The organism is Methylophilus sp. DW102, from assembly GCF_037076555.1.
Classification (GTDB): Bacteria; Pseudomonadota; Gammaproteobacteria; order Burkholderiales; family Methylophilaceae; genus Methylophilus; species Methylophilus glucosoxydans.
In genome coordinates this window covers 2,212,311-2,227,610 of the sequence record NZ_AP029023.1, presented here as the reverse complement: position 1 = coordinate 2,227,610, position 15,300 = coordinate 2,212,311, and the positions used below count along the sequence as shown (strand labels likewise).

Annotated in this window: 15 protein-coding genes; 7 read left to right on the top strand and 8 right to left on the bottom strand. The window is 54.8% G+C overall.

Translation table 11 applies throughout. The features are described 5' to 3' along the window. Positions 1 to 237 precede the first annotated feature (237 nt). Positions 238 to 1,656, top strand: a complete 1,419-nt coding sequence (locus AACH41_RS10465; RefSeq protein WP_338654948.1) for a DHA2 family efflux MFS transporter permease subunit — start codon at positions 238 to 240, stop codon at positions 1,654 to 1,656. A gap of 12 nt (positions 1,657 to 1,668) precedes the next feature. Here the strand turns inward: AACH41_RS10465 and AACH41_RS10460 are convergent, their stop codons facing one another. The 4 genes from AACH41_RS10460 to AACH41_RS10445 are packed head-to-tail and all read right to left on the bottom strand — an operon-like array spanning position 1,669 to position 4,683. After that, the gene (locus AACH41_RS10460; protein WP_338654947.1) at positions 1,669 to 2,130 is read right to left on the bottom strand and encodes a GNAT family N-acetyltransferase; all 462 of its coding nucleotides are present in this window, start codon (positions 2,128 to 2,130) and stop codon (positions 1,669 to 1,671) included. Positions 2,131 to 2,176: 46 nt separating this feature from the next. After that, complete coding sequence (locus tag AACH41_RS10455; protein WP_194748348.1) at positions 2,177 to 2,956, bottom strand: ferredoxin--NADP reductase; 780 nt, start codon at positions 2,954 to 2,956, stop codon at positions 2,177 to 2,179. Positions 2,957 to 3,004: 48 nt separating this feature from the next. Then, positions 3,005 to 3,934 carry an FAD-binding protein gene (locus AACH41_RS10450; protein ID WP_338654946.1) on the bottom strand — a complete coding sequence of 310 codons (930 nt, stop codon included), beginning with the start codon at positions 3,932 to 3,934 and terminating at the stop codon, positions 3,005 to 3,007. Then, complete coding sequence (locus tag AACH41_RS10445) at positions 3,931 to 4,683, bottom strand: electron transfer flavoprotein subunit beta/FixA family protein (RefSeq protein WP_313986595.1); 753 nt, start codon at positions 4,681 to 4,683, stop codon at positions 3,931 to 3,933. The genes AACH41_RS10450 and AACH41_RS10445 overlap by 4 nt, the downstream gene beginning before the upstream one ends. Positions 4,684 to 4,833: 150 nt before the next feature. On the opposite strand from AACH41_RS10445, the gene AACH41_RS10440 reads away from it, so the two are divergent. Next, on the top strand, positions 4,834 to 5,772 hold the full coding sequence (locus tag AACH41_RS10440) for a LysR family transcriptional regulator (protein WP_194748345.1): 939 nt from the start codon (positions 4,834 to 4,836) through the stop codon (positions 5,770 to 5,772). A gap of 13 nt (positions 5,773 to 5,785) precedes the next feature. Then, entirely contained in the window at positions 5,786 to 7,432 is a 1,647-nt protein-coding gene (locus tag AACH41_RS10435; protein WP_338654944.1) for an electron transfer flavoprotein-ubiquinone oxidoreductase, read from the top strand. Between the two features lie 855 nt (positions 7,433 to 8,287). On the opposite strand, the gene ftsX is transcribed toward AACH41_RS10435, so the two are convergent. From ftsX to ftsY, 3 genes are read right to left on the bottom strand one after another with little or no spacing between them, the layout of a single operon-like run. Next, the gene (ftsX, locus tag AACH41_RS10430) at positions 8,288 to 9,178 is read right to left on the bottom strand and encodes a permease-like cell division protein FtsX (protein WP_194748343.1); all 891 of its coding nucleotides are present in this window, start codon (positions 9,176 to 9,178) and stop codon (positions 8,288 to 8,290) included. A gap of 10 nt (positions 9,179 to 9,188) precedes the next feature. Further along, positions 9,189 to 9,866 carry a cell division ATP-binding protein FtsE gene (gene ftsE, locus AACH41_RS10425; protein ID WP_338654943.1) on the bottom strand — a complete coding sequence of 226 codons (678 nt, stop codon included), beginning with the start codon at positions 9,864 to 9,866 and terminating at the stop codon, positions 9,189 to 9,191. Positions 9,867 to 9,868: 2 nt separating this feature from the next. Next, complete coding sequence (gene ftsY, locus AACH41_RS10420; RefSeq protein ID WP_194748341.1) at positions 9,869 to 10,855, bottom strand: signal recognition particle-docking protein FtsY; 987 nt, start codon at positions 10,853 to 10,855, stop codon at positions 9,869 to 9,871. A 234-nt stretch (positions 10,856 to 11,089) separates the two neighbouring features. On the opposite strand from ftsY, the gene AACH41_RS10415 reads away from it, so the two are divergent. Together AACH41_RS10415 and AACH41_RS10410 are read left to right on the top strand one after the other, a co-directional pair. Beyond that, positions 11,090 to 12,430: a pitrilysin family protein gene (locus AACH41_RS10415; protein ID WP_275356392.1), complete on the top strand. Its 1,341-nt coding sequence runs from the start codon at positions 11,090 to 11,092 to the stop codon at positions 12,428 to 12,430. 32 nt (positions 12,431 to 12,462) lie between these two features. Further along, positions 12,463 to 13,788, top strand: coding sequence for a pitrilysin family protein (locus AACH41_RS10410; protein ID WP_338654941.1), 1,326 nt, complete (start codon positions 12,463 to 12,465; stop codon positions 13,786 to 13,788). A gap of 60 nt (positions 13,789 to 13,848) precedes the next feature. Here the strand turns inward: AACH41_RS10410 and AACH41_RS10405 are convergent, their stop codons facing one another. After that, positions 13,849 to 14,046, bottom strand: coding sequence for a PLDc N-terminal domain-containing protein (locus AACH41_RS10405; RefSeq protein WP_194748338.1), 198 nt, complete (start codon positions 14,044 to 14,046; stop codon positions 13,849 to 13,851). 136 nt (positions 14,047 to 14,182) lie between these two features. On the opposite strand from AACH41_RS10405, the gene rsmD reads away from it, so the two are divergent. Further along, a complete protein-coding gene (gene rsmD, locus AACH41_RS10400) occupies positions 14,183 to 14,743 on the top strand; it encodes a 16S rRNA (guanine(966)-N(2))-methyltransferase RsmD (RefSeq protein WP_313986578.1) in 561 nt (186 codons plus the stop codon). 56 nt (positions 14,744 to 14,799) lie between these two features. After that, positions 14,800 to 15,288 (top strand): pantetheine-phosphate adenylyltransferase, encoded by a 489-nt coding sequence (coaD, locus tag AACH41_RS10395; RefSeq protein ID WP_338654939.1) that lies wholly within the window; start codon positions 14,800 to 14,802, stop codon positions 15,286 to 15,288. Positions 15,289 to 15,300: the final 12 nt, after the last annotated feature.

Sequence of the window (15,300 nt, the reverse complement as noted above, 5' to 3'; positions counted from 1 at the left end):
TATTGAATTAAATGCAGTTGAGTCATCCCATTTTTGCAAAAACGATGCCAGTCTGCGCCGCTGATTGAATTAGGTATAAAAATCAAACAGTTGCTGTTTTGTCCTCGCGCGCTTGAAAGCTGGCTGTAAGCTAGGGTGCGCGAACTCTGCTTTTTTTGCAGGGTCGGACAGCGTGACACTGCAAAAAATGCATGCTAAGGTCCTCTTTCTTGTTAGCCCACTCAAGCCATCCACCTCATGTCCCTGCGCCTGTTGCCACATTCTTTTAAAGCCTTGTCCCAGCGGTATGGGGAGCGCTACAAATGGATGGTGTTATTGATCATTGGCGTCGGCACGATGGCGGGGGTGTTATGTACGTCCAGCTTTAACGTGGCGGTGCCAGCGTTGACGCGCACGTTTCATTTGGGGCAGGATCATGTGCAGTGGGCCATGACGGCATTTTTGGCGGCGATGACCATAGGCATGTTGCCTGCCGCCTGGTGGTTGCAGCGCTTTGGCTTGCGGCGCGTGTTTATGTGGACGCTGTGGCTGTTGGTGGCGGCCAGCGTGGCGGGCTTTTATGCGCACAGCTTTGTGCAGGTAGTGATTGCAAGGCTGCTGCAAGGCCTGGCTGCAGGCGTGCTGCAACCGCTGGGGGTGATGGCGCTCATGCGTCTGTTTCCACCAGACATTCAGGGACGCGCGTCGGGGATCCTGATTGTCGGCATTGCGTTTACGCCTGCCATCGCGCCCTCCATCAGTGGCTGGTTGCTGGATCAGTTTGGCTGGCAGGCGATTTTTCTGCTTGGCGTGCCGTTTGCGCTGATCGCCCTGCTATGTGCCTGGCGGTGGTTGCCTGCGCCCAGGCAGCAGCCGGTCAATGCGTTTGACTGGGCGGGCCTGGGCTGGTTGTCGGCGGCGACCATCGGCTTGATTGAGTTTGTCTCCAGCTTGCATCACAGTGGGCTGTTTGCGCCGTGGACCTGGGGGCAGGCCTTGCTCACGGTAGGGTCGCTGCTTTGTTATATGCGTCATGCCCGGCAACTACCGCATGCCATCATACAATTGCATCTGTTCCAGCGGCCCACCTTTAGCCGCGGCACCTTGGTGGCCTTTGCCTATGGCTTTGGCCTGTATGCCTCCACTTATCTGATCCCGGTATTTTTACAAAATGCCATGGCCTTTTCGGCCACAGAGGCTGGGGTGTTGCTGTTGCCTTCAGGCATGGCCCTGGTGTTGACCATCCCGATCGCTGGCCGGATGGCTGATCAACTGTCTCCACGGCGGATTACGCTGGCTGGCCTGGTCATTTTCGGCGCATCTTTTATCGTATTTGCCGTGGCCGCCGATCAGGTGCGCTACTGGGAAATTGTTGCGGCGACCATTGTGGGCCGCATCGGTCTTGGCCTGATTTTGCCGGCATTAAATCTGGCCACCTTGCATGAAATGGAGCCGCAGCATTTGGGCCAGTCTTCGGTGGTGGTCAGTTATGCCCGCCAGTTAGGCGGCGTGGTGGGGGTGGCCATGATGGCGGTATTTATGGAGTGGCGCGAGCGTATTTATGGACAGCTGCCGCCGGGTATTTTCGAGGCCTATGCACAGGGCTTTCTGCTGCTATCTGCCGTGATTGTGTTGGCGATCATGGTGGCGCTGGGCATGCAGGACCGCAAGCTCTAACGACATAAACCTTTACAGGATCAGGCGCCAGACTTGCATGCCTGACGGTTGAAAACCATGTTTTCTGTAAAAGTGCTGGCCAGCCTGATTATCCTGGTCGGTGAGCAGGGTCAAGCGCTGGATCGCCTGCTGGCGCGCGTGCGCAATCGCAAAAGTCAGCAATTGCAAGCCAATGCCTAAGCCGCGACAGGTCTGATCGACCACCATATCTTCGAGCAATGCCACGCGGCCGCCTAATGCGGTCGAAATCGTAAACAGCAGGCTTACCATCGCAATCACTTGCCCTTGTTGCCGTGCTACTAAAATATGGCCGATGTCAGGGTGTTGCAGAATGTGGCTCAAGCCTTGCTGCTGGGCCGCGTGGTCAGGGGAGAATTCGTGTTCCTGGGCACACAGTTGCGCGAGCAGCGCGCATAAGGCAGGCAGGTCAGCCAGAGTGGCGTGTTCAAACTGAAGAGTGGCATGGGCTGTCATGCGCGTGTACTTTCATGACAGCCGGACATGCAATGTGTCTTAACCCTTATTTTTCAACAAAGGCTTTTTCAATCACGTAGTCACCCAGTTCGCCGATGCGCGGCGAGACTTTGAAACCACGCTTGTCCAGCATGGCGGCCGTGTCGACCAGCATGGCCGGGCTACCGCAGATCATGGCGCGGTCCGTTTCCGGATTCAATGGCGGCAAGCCAATATCGGTAAACAGTTTGCCATTTTCCACCAGGTCTGTCAGGCGGCCCATGTTTTTAAATGGCTCGCGTGTGACGGTGGGGTAGTAGATCAGTTTATTGCGCACTTCTTCGCCAAAAAACTCGTTATTCGGCAGTTCTTTGGTGATGAAGTCTTCGTAGGCCAGTTCATTGACGTAACGCACACCGTGAATCAGGATGACTTTTTCAAAGCGGTCATAGACTTCGATGTCTTGAATCAGGCTCATAAACGGCGCTAAGCCCGTGCCGGTCGAGAAGAAATAGAGGTGTTTGCCTGGCTTGAGGTCTGAGGTGATCAGCGTACCTGTTGGCTTACGGCTCACCAGCAGCGGGTCGCCCACTTTCAGGTGTTGCAGGCGTGAGGTCAGCGGGCCATTGGGCACCTTGATACTGAAAAACTCCAGATGCTCTTCGTAGTTGGGGCTGGCGATACTGTAGGCACGGGTCAATGGCAGGCCATCGACTTCCAGGCCTATCATCACAAACTGGCCGTTTTCAAAGCGCAGGCCAGGATCACGGGTGGTTTTGAAACTGAACAGCGTGTCATTCCAGTGATGCACGCTCAACACCGTTTCGGTGGAATATTTTTTACTCATGAGATGAACAGGTTTCTGAATTCAAAAGGTTAATTGGTAAACGCTTAATTATAACGCAGCCGTCAATTGCGGCACGGCTTCAAACAAATCTGCCACCAGGCCGTAGTCGGCAATCTTGAAGATTTGCGCTTCCGGATCCTGATTGATGGCGACCACCACTTTACTGTCTTTCATACCATAGGCATGCTGGATGGCGCCGGAAATGCCAACGGCGATATACAGCTCTGGGGCGACCACTACACCGGTTTGGCCGACTTGCAGGTCGTTGGGGGCATAGCCAGAATCGACCGCCGCACGGCTGGCGCCAATGGCGGCATGCAGTTTGTCTGCCAGCGGGGCCAGCACGTCTTTAAATGCATCCGCACTGCCCAGCGCGCGGCCACCAGAGACCACCACTTTAGCGGCGGCCAATGGGGGGCGCTCGGATTTGTTAAAGGCTTCTGCCACCCAGCGGCTGCCTTCTGGTGCAGCTGGCGCAGTCACCGATTGAATGGCAGCATTGGCGCCAGTCGCAGCGGCAGAGAACTTACTGGCACGCACGGTGAGTACTTGTTTGGCATCACTGCTTTGTACCGTTGCCAGCACGTTACCGGCGTAAATGCCACGCACATAGGTGTTGCTATTCACGATCTCAAGCACGTCAGACAGCATGTTGACATCGAGCAGGGCGGCGAGACGTGGCATGACGTTCTTGCTGAAAGCGCTGTGCGCAGCCAGCACCACGCTGTAATTGGCCGCCAGCGGCACAACCAGCGCAGCCAGGTGTTCTGCGATTGGGTGTTCCAGGGCGGCATCGGCCGCAACCAGCACGGTGCTGACGCCTTGCAAAGCGGCGGCTTGTGCGGCCAGGCCGTCAGCTTGTGCAGCAGCAATCAATACATCCACTGGTTGCTGCCAGTGTTGGGCCGCAGTCACGGCGCGTGCCACTTGTTCGTTTAAATGTTGGCCGTCGTGTTCGGCAATAATCAATGTTCTCATGGCAGCAGTCCCTCGTGCGTACGCAGTTTGCTCAATAATTCATTCACGTCTTTCACCATCACGCCGGCTGGGCGCTCTGGTGGGGCGGCAACCTTCAGTTGTTGCACACTATGAGTGAGTGACAGATTGAGCGAATCAAGCGGGAGGGTCTCAATGGGTTTTTTTCTGGCCATCATGAGGTTGGGCAGTTTGACGTAGCGTGGCTCGTTCAGGCGCAGGTCAGCAGTAATCACAGCTGGCAGGCTCACGGACAAGGTTTGCGTGCCGCCATCAATCTCGCGCACCACGGTCGCCTGATGATCGGCAATGGTGATCTGCGAGGCATACGTAGCTTGTGGCAGGTTGAGCAGGGCCGCCAGCATTTGGCCGGTCTGGCCGGCATCATCATCAATGGCTTGCTTGCCCAGCAGGATCAAGGCAGGCTGTTCACGCTCGACCACGGCTTTGAGCACCTTGGCGACGGCCAGCGGGGCCAGGCTGTTTGCTGTTTCAACCAGCGTCACACGGTCCACGCCCATGGCCAGGGCATGGCGCAAGATATCCTGATGCGTCGCGGCACCAATGGTGACGGCGACGATTTCTGTGACAATGCCTTTTTCTTTGAGGCGGATGGCTTCTTCGATGGCGTTTTCATCAAAGGGATTGACTCCCATTTTGACGCCCTCGATATCCACATCCGAACCGTCCGCTTTGACGCGGACTTGAATGTTATAATCAACGACCCGTTTGATCGCTACCAATGCTTTCATAAAACGTTTGCCTTTGTTGGGGGTATTTACTCGTAACCGGGCATTTTAAGCCAGCTTGTAATATTTATTAAATTGATTATTATAATATTATATATCTATTCTGTAGATTGATTTTGACGCGGCGCAACTCTCGGCCACGCAGCCCCCTCCATGAAATACACCCTCAGGCAACTGGAAATCTTTGTCGCGATTAGCCGCACTGGCAGTGTCTCCCGTGCCTGCGACCAGTTGGCCTTGTCGCAATCAGCCGCCAGCACCGCCCTGATCGAGCTGGAAAAACAGTTTGATATCCAGTTGTTTGACCGGGTCGGCAAGTCTTTGCGCATCAATGAAGCCGGGCAGCAGCTGTTACCCAAGGCGGTCGAATTGCTGGACCGCGCGCGTGAAATCGAGCGCATGCTGCAGGGGCAGCAGGGCTACGGCCATCTCAAGATTGGCGCGACGCTGACCGTGGGCAATTATCTGGTCACCTTGCTGGTGGCCAAGTTCTTGCAGCAGTATCCGCAAAGCCACATCCAGTTGCAGGTGCAGAACACACGTACCATCGTCGAGCAGATTGCCAACCACACCCTGGATTTGGGTATGATAGAAGGCGAGTGCAATCATCCCGATATTGCGGTGGCGCCCTGGATTGCCGATGAGCTGGTCATTTTTGCTGCGCCCACGCATCCGTTGGCACTGTGGGCGCAAAGCGGCAAACCCATCCACAAAGCGGATTTACTGCTACAGCCCTGGATCGTGCGCGAGAAGGGCTCAGGCACGCGCGAGACCTTTGACCGCGCCTTTAAACAGGATTATTCAAAACTCAATATTACGCTGGAGCTGGAACATACCGAGGCGATCAAGCGCGCGGTAGAATCGGGCCTTGGCATTGGCTGTATTTCGCGGCTGGCCCTCAAGGATGCATTCAGGCGCGGCAGCCTGGTGCCGATTGAGAACCACGGCTTGCAATTTCACCGCAATTTTTATTTTTTATGGCACAGGCAAAAATACCAGACCGGTGGCATTCGACAGTTTCTGGCGTTCTGCCAGGCGTTTACCCAAGGGGCGACGCGTAGCGACCTGATCGATATCCCGGCCATTGCCTGACGAAGGAGCAAAGATGGAAAGAGATGTCATGGAGTACGATGTGCTGATTGTGGGGGCAGGCCCGGCGGGCTTGTCCGCAGCCATCCGTCTCAAACAACTGGCGCAGGCGCAAGGCCAGGAGCTGGGCGTGTGTGTCCTGGAAAAAGGCGCCGAAGTCGGTAGCCATATTTTCTCTGGTGCCGTGCTGGACCCGAAAGCCCTGCAGGAGTTGTTCCCTGACTGGCAGGCCTTGGGCGCGCCGCTCAATACCGCCGTCGATAAAGATACCTTTGTGGTGCTGGGTGAAGAAAATGCCTGGGCCATGCCGGAGTGGTCACTGCCGCCCTTGATGCGCAACCATGGCAATTACATCATCAGTCTGGGCGAAGTCTGCCGCTGGCTGGCGACGCAGGCAGAAGCACTGGGCGTAGAAATCTATACCGGGTTCTCTGCACAAGCGCCCAGTTATGACGATCAAGGCCGCATGAATGGCGTGATTACCGGCGATATGGGTCTGGACAAGCAAGGCAACCCGACCGCCAACTACACCCCAGGCATCGAAATCCGCGCCAAACACACGCTGGTGGCCGAGGGGACACGTGGCTCACTGACCAAGCAGCTTGAAGCCCGTTATGGCTTGCGGGCAACGTCCAGCCCGGCCAAATACGGCATCGGCTTTAAAGAGGTTTGGCGTGTCAAACCCGAGTTGCATCATAAAGGCCTGATCGAGCATACCTTGGGGTGGCCACTGGATGCCAGCACCGGTGGCGGTGGCTTTATTTATCACCATGGCGAAAACCTGGTGTCCGTGGGCTATGTGGTGCATCTGGATTACCGTAATCCGTATTTGTCCCCCTTTGACGTGTTTCAGACCTATAAAACCCATCCCAAGCTCAAGGCCTTGCTGCAAGACGGTAAACGCTTGAGCTATGGGGCGCGTGCCATTTCAGAGGGCGGGATACAGTCCTTGCCGGAAATGGCTTTCCCCGGCGGGGCCTTGCTCGGCTGCAGTGCAGGGCTGGTCAATGTGCCCAAAATCAAGGGCACGCATTACGCCATGAAGTCCGGCATGCTGGCGGCGGAAGCCGTGTTTGATGCCATCGCACAAGGCAGCCCGGAAGTGTTGAGTGCTTATCCGCAAAAACTGCGCGCCTCCTGGGTCTGGCAAGAATTGTCTGCGGTGCGTAACGTCAAGCCTTATTTGTCCCGCTTTGGCACCTGGGGCGGCACCGTATTGGGTGGCGCCGAAATGTGGCTGTCCAGTTGGGGCGTGACCTTGCCGTGGACGCTCAAGCATGACAGCGCAGACCATGCGACTTTGGCCGAGGCTGCCAATAGCCGTCCGCCTGTGTATGCCAAACCGGATGGCGTGTTGACCTTTGATAAACTGAGCTCGGTCAGCTTATGCAATATTTCGCACGATCACCAGCAACCGTGCCATTTGAAACTGGGCGTTGCGGATAGGGCCGTGCGCGTGAATCTGCCGAAGTATGCCGGCCCAGAACAGCGCTATTGCCCGGCAGGTGTGTATGAGTTTGTGGAGCAGGCCGGAGAAAAGGCCTTGCAGATCAACGCGCAGAATTGCATCCATTGCAAAACCTGTGACATTAAAGACCCAACGCAGAATATTAATTGGGTACCGCCGGAAGGGGGCAGTGGGCCGAATTATGTTTCGCAGTAATTGGCGAAGCTACCTTACCTGAATGGATCCTTGGATGGCTTATACGAGATGAAGTGTGGTGGGGGCGGGTAGGGTAGGTAACTCATCTAGTAACGTTTCTTTTCGCCTGTAGGCGAGTTACTTTCTGTTGCTTGCCCCACAGAAAGTAACCACAACTAACGGAGTGTTGCGGCTTAGGCTAACCTTTAGGTTAAGCTACAAAGTGGCGGCCGTAGCCAAAGAAGAGGGCACCCAGCCATCACGGCCTTACGGCTCCCTTGCGTTGCTCGACAAAGTGGGCGGCCATCGAAACTCGCCCTGACAAGCCACACACTTCGTGGCTTGTTGCGGAACTCGAACAGCCGATGGCCGACATCCCCCACTTCGTCTGTGCTCCTCAGAGTGATGGGATGGGGCTCATCTCATCTAACTCACACTGGTAAAGTTTGAACCGTTCAAAAAAATCATTCTTTTGTTAAATCCAATGATGCTGGTACTCGCATGGTTTTCGGGGTCCCCATCTGCCGCGCCGAGTAGCGCAGGCAAAATAAGATGAAGCGAGCGGCTGTCCGAATCCCGCGGTGGCCTGCGGTGTGTGCAGGCCGCTAGGATGAGTTTCGCGAGCGCTTATTTTGACGAGCAACACAGGAAAAAAGCGGAAGCTGGGGTGCACTTTCTTTTGGTTACTTTATCTTTGTGCAAGCAAAGAAAAGTAACTCGCCGAGAGGCGAAATGAATGAAACATCTATCTTGGCTGTACTCAAGAGCGACACTAAATCGTAACTAACCAAACGCAACTTAGCCCAAGAAAAAATTTAATTATTCACGGAAGGGCTGTGTCAGGCTCTGGAGCTATTAACCGAGTGAGTGATATTGCTATTTCTTCTGCGTCAGCGCAATAAATGCGGCAATCCACCCAATTGCAGTAGTACACAGCAAGATCAGCCCACCCACATGAACCAGATGAAAAGCCAACTGAAAATGGCTTTGATAGTTATTAGCCAGCAATTGCACCGGCTGCCGCAGGTTCCAGACAATGGCAAATAAGAGTGCGACGGCAATCAGGCCGCCGCCCAGGCCATAGGCGCCACCCATATACAAAAACGGGCGCCGGATAAAGCTATGCGTGGCGCCGATCAGGCGGCTGACTTCAATCTCGGCTTCATGCGTGAGAACCTGCATGCGCACGGTGTTGCTGATGACGGTAATCATGGCAATGCCGAGCAGACTGGCAAAAATAATGGCAATGCGTTTGCCCAGTAGCAGCATGGAGTGCAGGCGTTCTATCCACACGCTATCAATGACGATTTCATCGACTTCTGGCCGGGTTTGCAGCAGGGTTTGTACCGGTTTGACGGTGGCAGGCTGTGTATCCGTCAAGGTAATGAACACGGCATCGGGCAGCGGGTTTTGCGGCAAATCGACTAGCAAGTTTTTTTGCGAAAACTGCTGGGACAGTTGCTCGATAGCATCTTCTTTGGAGACATAACGCACCTCTTTGACCTGTGGCAGGCCTTGTGTATCGTTGATCAGGCGTTGAATCAGGTTGCTGGAGGTCGCCGGTTTGAAAAAGACGCTGATTTGCGCATCCTGCTTGATGGCGCCAGACATGTCCTGCAAGTTATCCAGCGCGACAAATAGCAGGCCGGGCAGGGTGACGGTAATGCCAATCACCATGCAGATAATCAGGGTATTGAGCCAGTGATTTTTTAAACGCTGCAAAACCAGGTCTAAGGCCAGCGTGTGTTGGTTAAGCCAGTTTTTCATGCACTTGTTCTCATAACATGGCCGTCTGTGCAGGCAGGGTGCTAATGGTTTGGTGGTCAATATGCAGTGTACGGTAAGCGATGCTGCTGACTTGGGCGACATCGTGCATGGCAATCACCACGGTCACGCCCACTTCATTAAAGGCTTTGAGTAACTGCATGATTTCAAGCGAGGCCGTCTGATCAAGGCCGCCGGTCGGTTCATCGGCAATCACAATGGAGGGGCGGCTGACCACAGCGCGCGCAATCGCGAGCCGTTGTTGCTCGCCGCCGGACAGGGTGATCGGCATGGCTTTTTCTTTATTGAGCAGGCCGACTTTATCCAGCGCTGCCCGCACGCGACGGCCAGCCTCTTCGCCGGTGATGCCCTGAATGCTTAGCGGCAAGGCCACGTTGTCAAAGCTGTTGCGGTCGTAGAGCAGTTTGTGGTCCTGAAACACCAGGCCAAAGCGGCGACGCAAATAGGGCACGGCATTGGGATGCAGTTTGCCGATATCCTGCTGATTAATCAGAATTTGGCCGCTGGAAGGCGCTTCAATGCCCGCCATCAATTTAAGCAGGGTGCTTTTGCCTGCGCCAGAGTGGCCGGTGACGAGCACGAAATCGCCTTTGTCTATATTGAAGCTGACCTGGCGGAACAGGTGTGCGCTATTGGGGTAGCGCATGCTGACGTTTTTAAACACAATCATGGCTAGTCATCAATCAAGGCGTCGATAAAGTCATGGGCGTCAAACGGGCGTAGGTCATCAATACTTTCCCCCACGCCAATAAAACGCACCGGAATCTTGCTTGCCGATTGCTGGCTCAGGTGCGCAATCGCGGCAATGACGCCGCCTTTGGCGGTGCCATCCAGCTTGGTTAAGGCCAGTCCGGTGACACCGAGCGCCTCGTTAAAGGCTTTTAACTGGTTGACCGCGTTTTGGCCGGTGTTGGCATCCAGCACCAGCAAAATTTCGTGTGGCGCACCGGGCAAGGCTTTGTCGATGACACGCTGCACTTTTTTAATCTCATCCATCAGGTGCAATTGCGTGGGCAAGCGGCCCGCGGTATCGGCGATGACCACGTCGATTTTTCTGGCCATGGCCGAGTTCACCGCATCGTAAATCACTGCCGCCGGGTCGCCACTCTCTGAGGCAATGACGTGCACATCGTTGCGCTCGCCCCACACCTGCAACTGCTCACGGGCAGCGGCCCTAAACGTATCCCCTGCGGCAATCAGCACGCTTTTGCCCTGGGCCTGCAAATACTTGGCCAGTTTGCCAATAGTGGTGGTTTTGCCAGCGCCATTCACGCCGACCATCATCATCACAAATGGCTGGTGATCCTTGACCTCCAGCGGCACTTGCAAGGGCGTCAGCAGGTCAAGCAGCGTGTCTTTCAACGCCTGTTTCAGTGCAATGGTGTCTTGCAGATCATGCTTTTTGACACGGCTGCGCAGTTGTTCGAGCAGGTGCTGGGTGGCACTGACGCCGACATCCGAAGTTAGCAGGATGGTTTCGAGTTCTTCGTAAATGTCTTCATCAATCTTGCCACCGCCAAACAAGGCGCTTAACTGCCCGCCCAGCTGCTGACGGGTTTTGGCCAGCCCGTTTTTGAGACGCTGCGCCCAGCTGAGGCTGGTCGGTTCAGGTTGGGCAGGCGTCGCTGGTTCGGATTTTTTGGCGAAAGGATTAAACATGGCAATCTAAAACTCTGTAATATGACTATTTTAAGCCGAATCGACGTTTCCCGCCACGTCAAGCTGAGCACTTGAGTCGCCAGGCCTCCGAACTTAGTCCGCGCTGTGTCGGTCACATGCATGGCGATACACATCAAGCTAAAAACAATCTATTCATCATTCATAAAGTCAGATATGAAAAAATCTTATTCTTTTGCGCGCTTGCTACGATTGGGGCTGTGCCTGGCCCTGTTGATGAGCGCTCATGCCGCGCAAGCACAGGCAGAGATTGCGCAGAAAACCCTTAAAAACGGACTCAAAGTCATTGTGCAAGAAGACCATCGAGCGCCCGTCGTTGTCTCGCAAGTCTGGTATCGCGCCGGTTCGCTGGATGAAGTGAATGGCAAAACCGGGGTTGCCCATGTGCTGGAACACATGATGTTTAAAGGCACGCAAAAAGTCCCGGCCGGGCAGTTTTCCCGCCAGATTGCGGCTGCGGGCGGTAAAGAAAATGCCTTTACCAGCAAAGATTACACCTGTTATTTCCAGCAACTGGAAAAATCCAGATTGCCGCTGGCCTTTACGCTGGAAGCAGACCGCATGGCCCATTTGCAGATTACCGATGCCGAGTTTGCCAAAGAGATTGAGGTGGTGAAAGAGGAACGCCGCTGGCGTACTGAAGACAAGCCGCAATCACGCGTCAACGAACAATTTGAATCTTCGGTCTATCGTGCCCATCCTTATGGCCGCCCGGTGGTCGGCTTTATGAATGATCTTGAAAATATGACTGCTGATGATGCCCGTGAGTGGTACCGCACCTGGTATGCGCCGAATAATGCCACAGTGGTGGTGGTCGGTGACGTCAAGGCGCAGGAGGTGTTTGCGCTGGCTGAAAAAAACTTTGGCAAACTGGCTGCCAAGCCTTTACCTGTGCGTAAGCCGCAGGTGGAGCCCGCCCAGATTGGTGAGCGCCGGGCCATTGTGAAGGCGCCAGCCAAGCTGCCCTTTTTTGTGATGGGGTTTCACGCGCCCGCGCTCAAAAATGCGGCGGCTTACAGCGAGCAGGACTGGGAGCCTTATGCGCTTGAAGTGTTGTCCAGCATTCTGAGTGGCAATGATGCGTCACGCCTCAACCAGAAACTGGTGCGTGAGCAGGCGATTGCGCTTGAAATTGACACGGGGTATGACAGTACCAACCGCGGTCAAACCTCGACATTTGAGGTGGCGGCCTCGCCAAGTGAAGGCGTCTCGCAAGAGGCGCTGATCAAGGCGATCTGGGCACAAATTGAAGAAGTCAAAAACAACGGCGTCACGCCGGCTGAGCTGCATCGAGTGAAAGCCGCGGTCATTGCCGCCGATGTCTACAAACGTGACTCCATGTTTTATCAGGCCATGCAGATCGGCCAGCTGGAAACCATGCATTACCCTTTATCTTTGCTACAAACCAATGCGTCACGCGTGCAGGCGGTCACCTCTGAACAAGTGCAGGCCGTGGCCAAAAAATATCTGGTCGCAGACCAAATGACGCTCGTCAGCCTGGACCCACAACCGATGGATCCTAACCAGAAGCCCGCCGGTCGGCCGCATCAACATTAATCCGTTCTTCGAACGTTTGATTTGGGAATTTCATGAAAGTCGTTACTTTATTTAAACACCGGGTATTCAACATCGTCTTGTTGATCAGCCTGCTGCAAGGCTATGCCAGCCTTGCATGCGCCGCACTGAATATTCAGCACTGGACCACCGCGGAGGGCAGCGAAGTCTATTTTGTTGAAAATCATGCCTTGCCCATGATGGATGTCAGCATCAATTTTCGTGCAGGCAGCGCTTATGACCAGCCAGACAGCAGTGGTGCCGCCGCGTTAACCCATCATGTGATGGGCATGGCCGCGGGCGGGTTGGCAGAGGAAACGCTGACTAACCGCTTTGCCGATGTGGGCGCGGTGTTGGGCGGCAGTTTTGATGCAGACCGCGCCAGCTTCAAGTTGCGTACTTTGACCAGCGAACAGCAGGCCGCACTGGACGCGTTTACGCTGGTGTTACACCAGCCGGATTTTCCTGAAGCCGTCGTGAGCCGTGAGCAAACCCGGATTGTGGCCGCGTTGCAAGAGGCCGAAACAGAGCCGGATAGCATTGCGCAAAAAGCCTTTATGCAGGCGGTGTACGGCATGCATCCTTACAGCCTGGATCAAAATGGTGAAGTGGGTACGGTGCCATCGCTAACGGTGAGCCAGTTGCGGCAGTTTTATCAAAGCCACTATACGGCAAAGTCTGCCGTGATCGCCCTGATGGGGGATCTGACCCCGGATCAGGCCCGGCAGATTGCGCAGCGTCTGAGCGCCGGCCTGCCAGCAGGATCTGCGGTGGTCGATATCCCCGCCGTGCCAGCGTTGTCTGCGCCTAAACTGAAAAAAGTACCGCATCCGGCCATGCAGGCACACATCCTGGTTGGCCAGCCTGGCAATAAGCGCGGCGATGCAGATTTCTTTGCGCTGTATGTGGGTAACTATATTTTGGGCGGCGGTGGTTTTGTGTCACGTCTGACCGAGGAAGTCCGTGAAAAGCGCGGTCTGGCGTATAGCGTGTATAGCTACTTTATGCCCATGAGTCAGTTGGGACCGTTCCAGATCGGGCTGCAAACCAAAAAAGAGCAAAGTGAAGAAGCGCTCAAACTGGTGATGGCCACCGTACAGAAATTTGTCGATCAAGGCGTGACAGAAAAGGAACTGGCTGCGGCCAAGGATAACCTGATTGGTGGTTTTCCCATGCGTATAGACAGTAATAGCAAGATTCTGGAGTACCTGAACATGATCGGCTTTTACAAGTTGCCGCTGGATTACCTGGATAGCTTTAATGACAAGGTCGCAGCCGTCACTGTGCAACAGGTGAATGATGCGTTCAAGCGCCGCATCCATCCTGAGCATTTTGCCACCGTGATTGTTGGTGCGGAATAACAAAAAGCCGGCAGTTTGCCGGCTTTTGCTTTTATGTCTGTTGCGGTGAGCGGGATCAGATCAAGCCATGCGCTTTTTTCTCGCCAGCCAGTAGTATAAAAAGGCCCCCAGCAGGTTTAAAAAGAAAATCACCAGAAACCACACCAGCTTGTCTTCACTTTGATTGGCCAGGCAATCAATCAGCATCCATACCCAAAACAGTGACAGCGCCAGCGCGATCACGCCGCCCAGCAGACCAAAGCCAAATAAGAACTCCATAGCAATATTCCTTGATGAATTAACGAAATCATAACACGATGACTTGGGTGCACCCTCGGTTTAGCGCAGGCCATGGGTAGTCGGGATGCAAAATCTGGGATAATGCTGATTTATTTATTCGAATCAACCACCGCTCATGAATCAGGTACGATTGAATGCCGGGAAATGGCGTAGCCGTGTGCTCAAGTTTCCCGATGCCGAAGGGCTACGCCCGACGCCAGACCGCGTGCGGCAAACCGTCTTTAACTGGCTGGGCCAGGACTTGACAGGCAAAACCTGCCTGGATTTGTTTGCGGGGACCGGCGCCTTGGGGTTTGAAGCGCTGTCTCGCAATGCCAAAGCGGTCACCATGCTCGAATTGGCCAAAGCGCCTTATGCGGCTTTGTGCCAGAACCAGCGTTTGCTGGAGGCGACCCAGGCCCGCATCCAGCAAATGGATGCCAGAACTTTTCTGAGCAGCAATCAACAGCCGTTTGACGTGATTTTTTGTGACCCGCCGTATCGCCAGGACTGGCTGGCGCAATTGTTGCCCGTGCTGCCCAGACATTTGGCGCCTGAAGGCTGGCTATATGTTGAGGCCGAATATGCGTTAAAATCCGATGCATGCTGGCAGGTGGTCAAATCGGGCAAAGCGGGTCAGGTCTATTTTCACCTGCTGCAACCCGCGTCAGCCGATGCGGCTGCTGGCACGGATTAAGGCAATCAAGTCAGCGGCAGCCAGCAACGACACAACGACGATTACGGAAGCAAGCGATGAGTAAAACCAGAATTGCCGTCTATCCAGGCACCTTTGATCCCATCACCCTGGGGCATGAGGATATTGTGCGCAGGGCGGCCAAGCTGTTTGACCAGGTGATTGTGGCGGTGGCTGGCAGCACCAGCAAACAAACCTTGTTCAGCCTGCAAGAGCGGGTTGCGCTGGCAGAGTCGGTGTTTGCAGGCGATAACATCCGTGTGGTCGGCTTTGACGGCTTGCTCATGCAGTTTGTGCAGTCGCAGGGCGGGCAGATGGTGATCCGTGGCCTGCGTGCGGCCAGTGACTTTGAATATGAGTTTCAGTTGGCCGGCATGAACCGCAAGCTCTATCCCAAACTGGAAACCCTGTTCATGACCCCGGCGGAAGAGTTCATGTTTATTTCCTCCAGCCTGGTGCGTGAAGTGGCGCGCCTGGGAGGAGATGTGAACCAGTTTGTTTCACCTGGCGTCGAACGGGCAATCAAGCAAAAACTGGCGATCGCCTGAGTGATGGCGCCT

Excerpts from the sequence above, each read along its gene's own strand:
- AACH41_RS10465 (WP_338654948.1), top strand. The coding sequence starts at position 238 with ATGTCCCTGCGCCTGTTGCCACATTCTTTTAAAGCCTTGTCCCAGCGG.
- AACH41_RS10460 (WP_338654947.1), bottom strand. The coding sequence starts at position 2,130 with ATGACAGCCCATGCCACTCTTCAGTTTGAACACGCCACTCTGGCTGAC.
- AACH41_RS10455 (WP_194748348.1), bottom strand. The coding sequence starts at position 2,956 with ATGAGTAAAAAATATTCCACCGAAACGGTGTTGAGCGTGCATCACTGG.
- AACH41_RS10450 (WP_338654946.1), bottom strand. The coding sequence starts at position 3,934 with ATGAGAACATTGATTATTGCCGAACACGACGGCCAACATTTAAACGAA.
- AACH41_RS10445 (WP_313986595.1), bottom strand. The coding sequence starts at position 4,683 with ATGAAAGCATTGGTAGCGATCAAACGGGTCGTTGATTATAACATTCAA.
- AACH41_RS10440 (WP_194748345.1), top strand. The coding sequence starts at position 4,834 with ATGAAATACACCCTCAGGCAACTGGAAATCTTTGTCGCGATTAGCCGC.
- AACH41_RS10435 (WP_338654944.1), top strand. The coding sequence starts at position 5,786 with ATGGAAAGAGATGTCATGGAGTACGATGTGCTGATTGTGGGGGCAGGC.
- ftsX (WP_194748343.1), bottom strand. The coding sequence starts at position 9,178 with ATGAAAAACTGGCTTAACCAACACACGCTGGCCTTAGACCTGGTTTTG.
- ftsE (WP_338654943.1), bottom strand. The coding sequence starts at position 9,866 with ATGATTGTGTTTAAAAACGTCAGCATGCGCTACCCCAATAGCGCACAC.
- ftsY (WP_194748341.1), bottom strand. The coding sequence starts at position 10,855 with ATGTTTAATCCTTTCGCCAAAAAATCCGAACCAGCGACGCCTGCCCAA.
- AACH41_RS10415 (WP_275356392.1), top strand. The coding sequence starts at position 11,090 with ATGAGCGCTCATGCCGCGCAAGCACAGGCAGAGATTGCGCAGAAAACC.
- AACH41_RS10410 (WP_338654941.1), top strand. The coding sequence starts at position 12,463 with ATGAAAGTCGTTACTTTATTTAAACACCGGGTATTCAACATCGTCTTG.
- AACH41_RS10405 (WP_194748338.1), bottom strand. The coding sequence starts at position 14,046 with ATGGAGTTCTTATTTGGCTTTGGTCTGCTGGGCGGCGTGATCGCGCTG.
- rsmD (WP_313986578.1), top strand. The coding sequence starts at position 14,183 with ATGAATCAGGTACGATTGAATGCCGGGAAATGGCGTAGCCGTGTGCTC.
- coaD (WP_338654939.1), top strand. The coding sequence starts at position 14,800 with ATGAGTAAAACCAGAATTGCCGTCTATCCAGGCACCTTTGATCCCATC.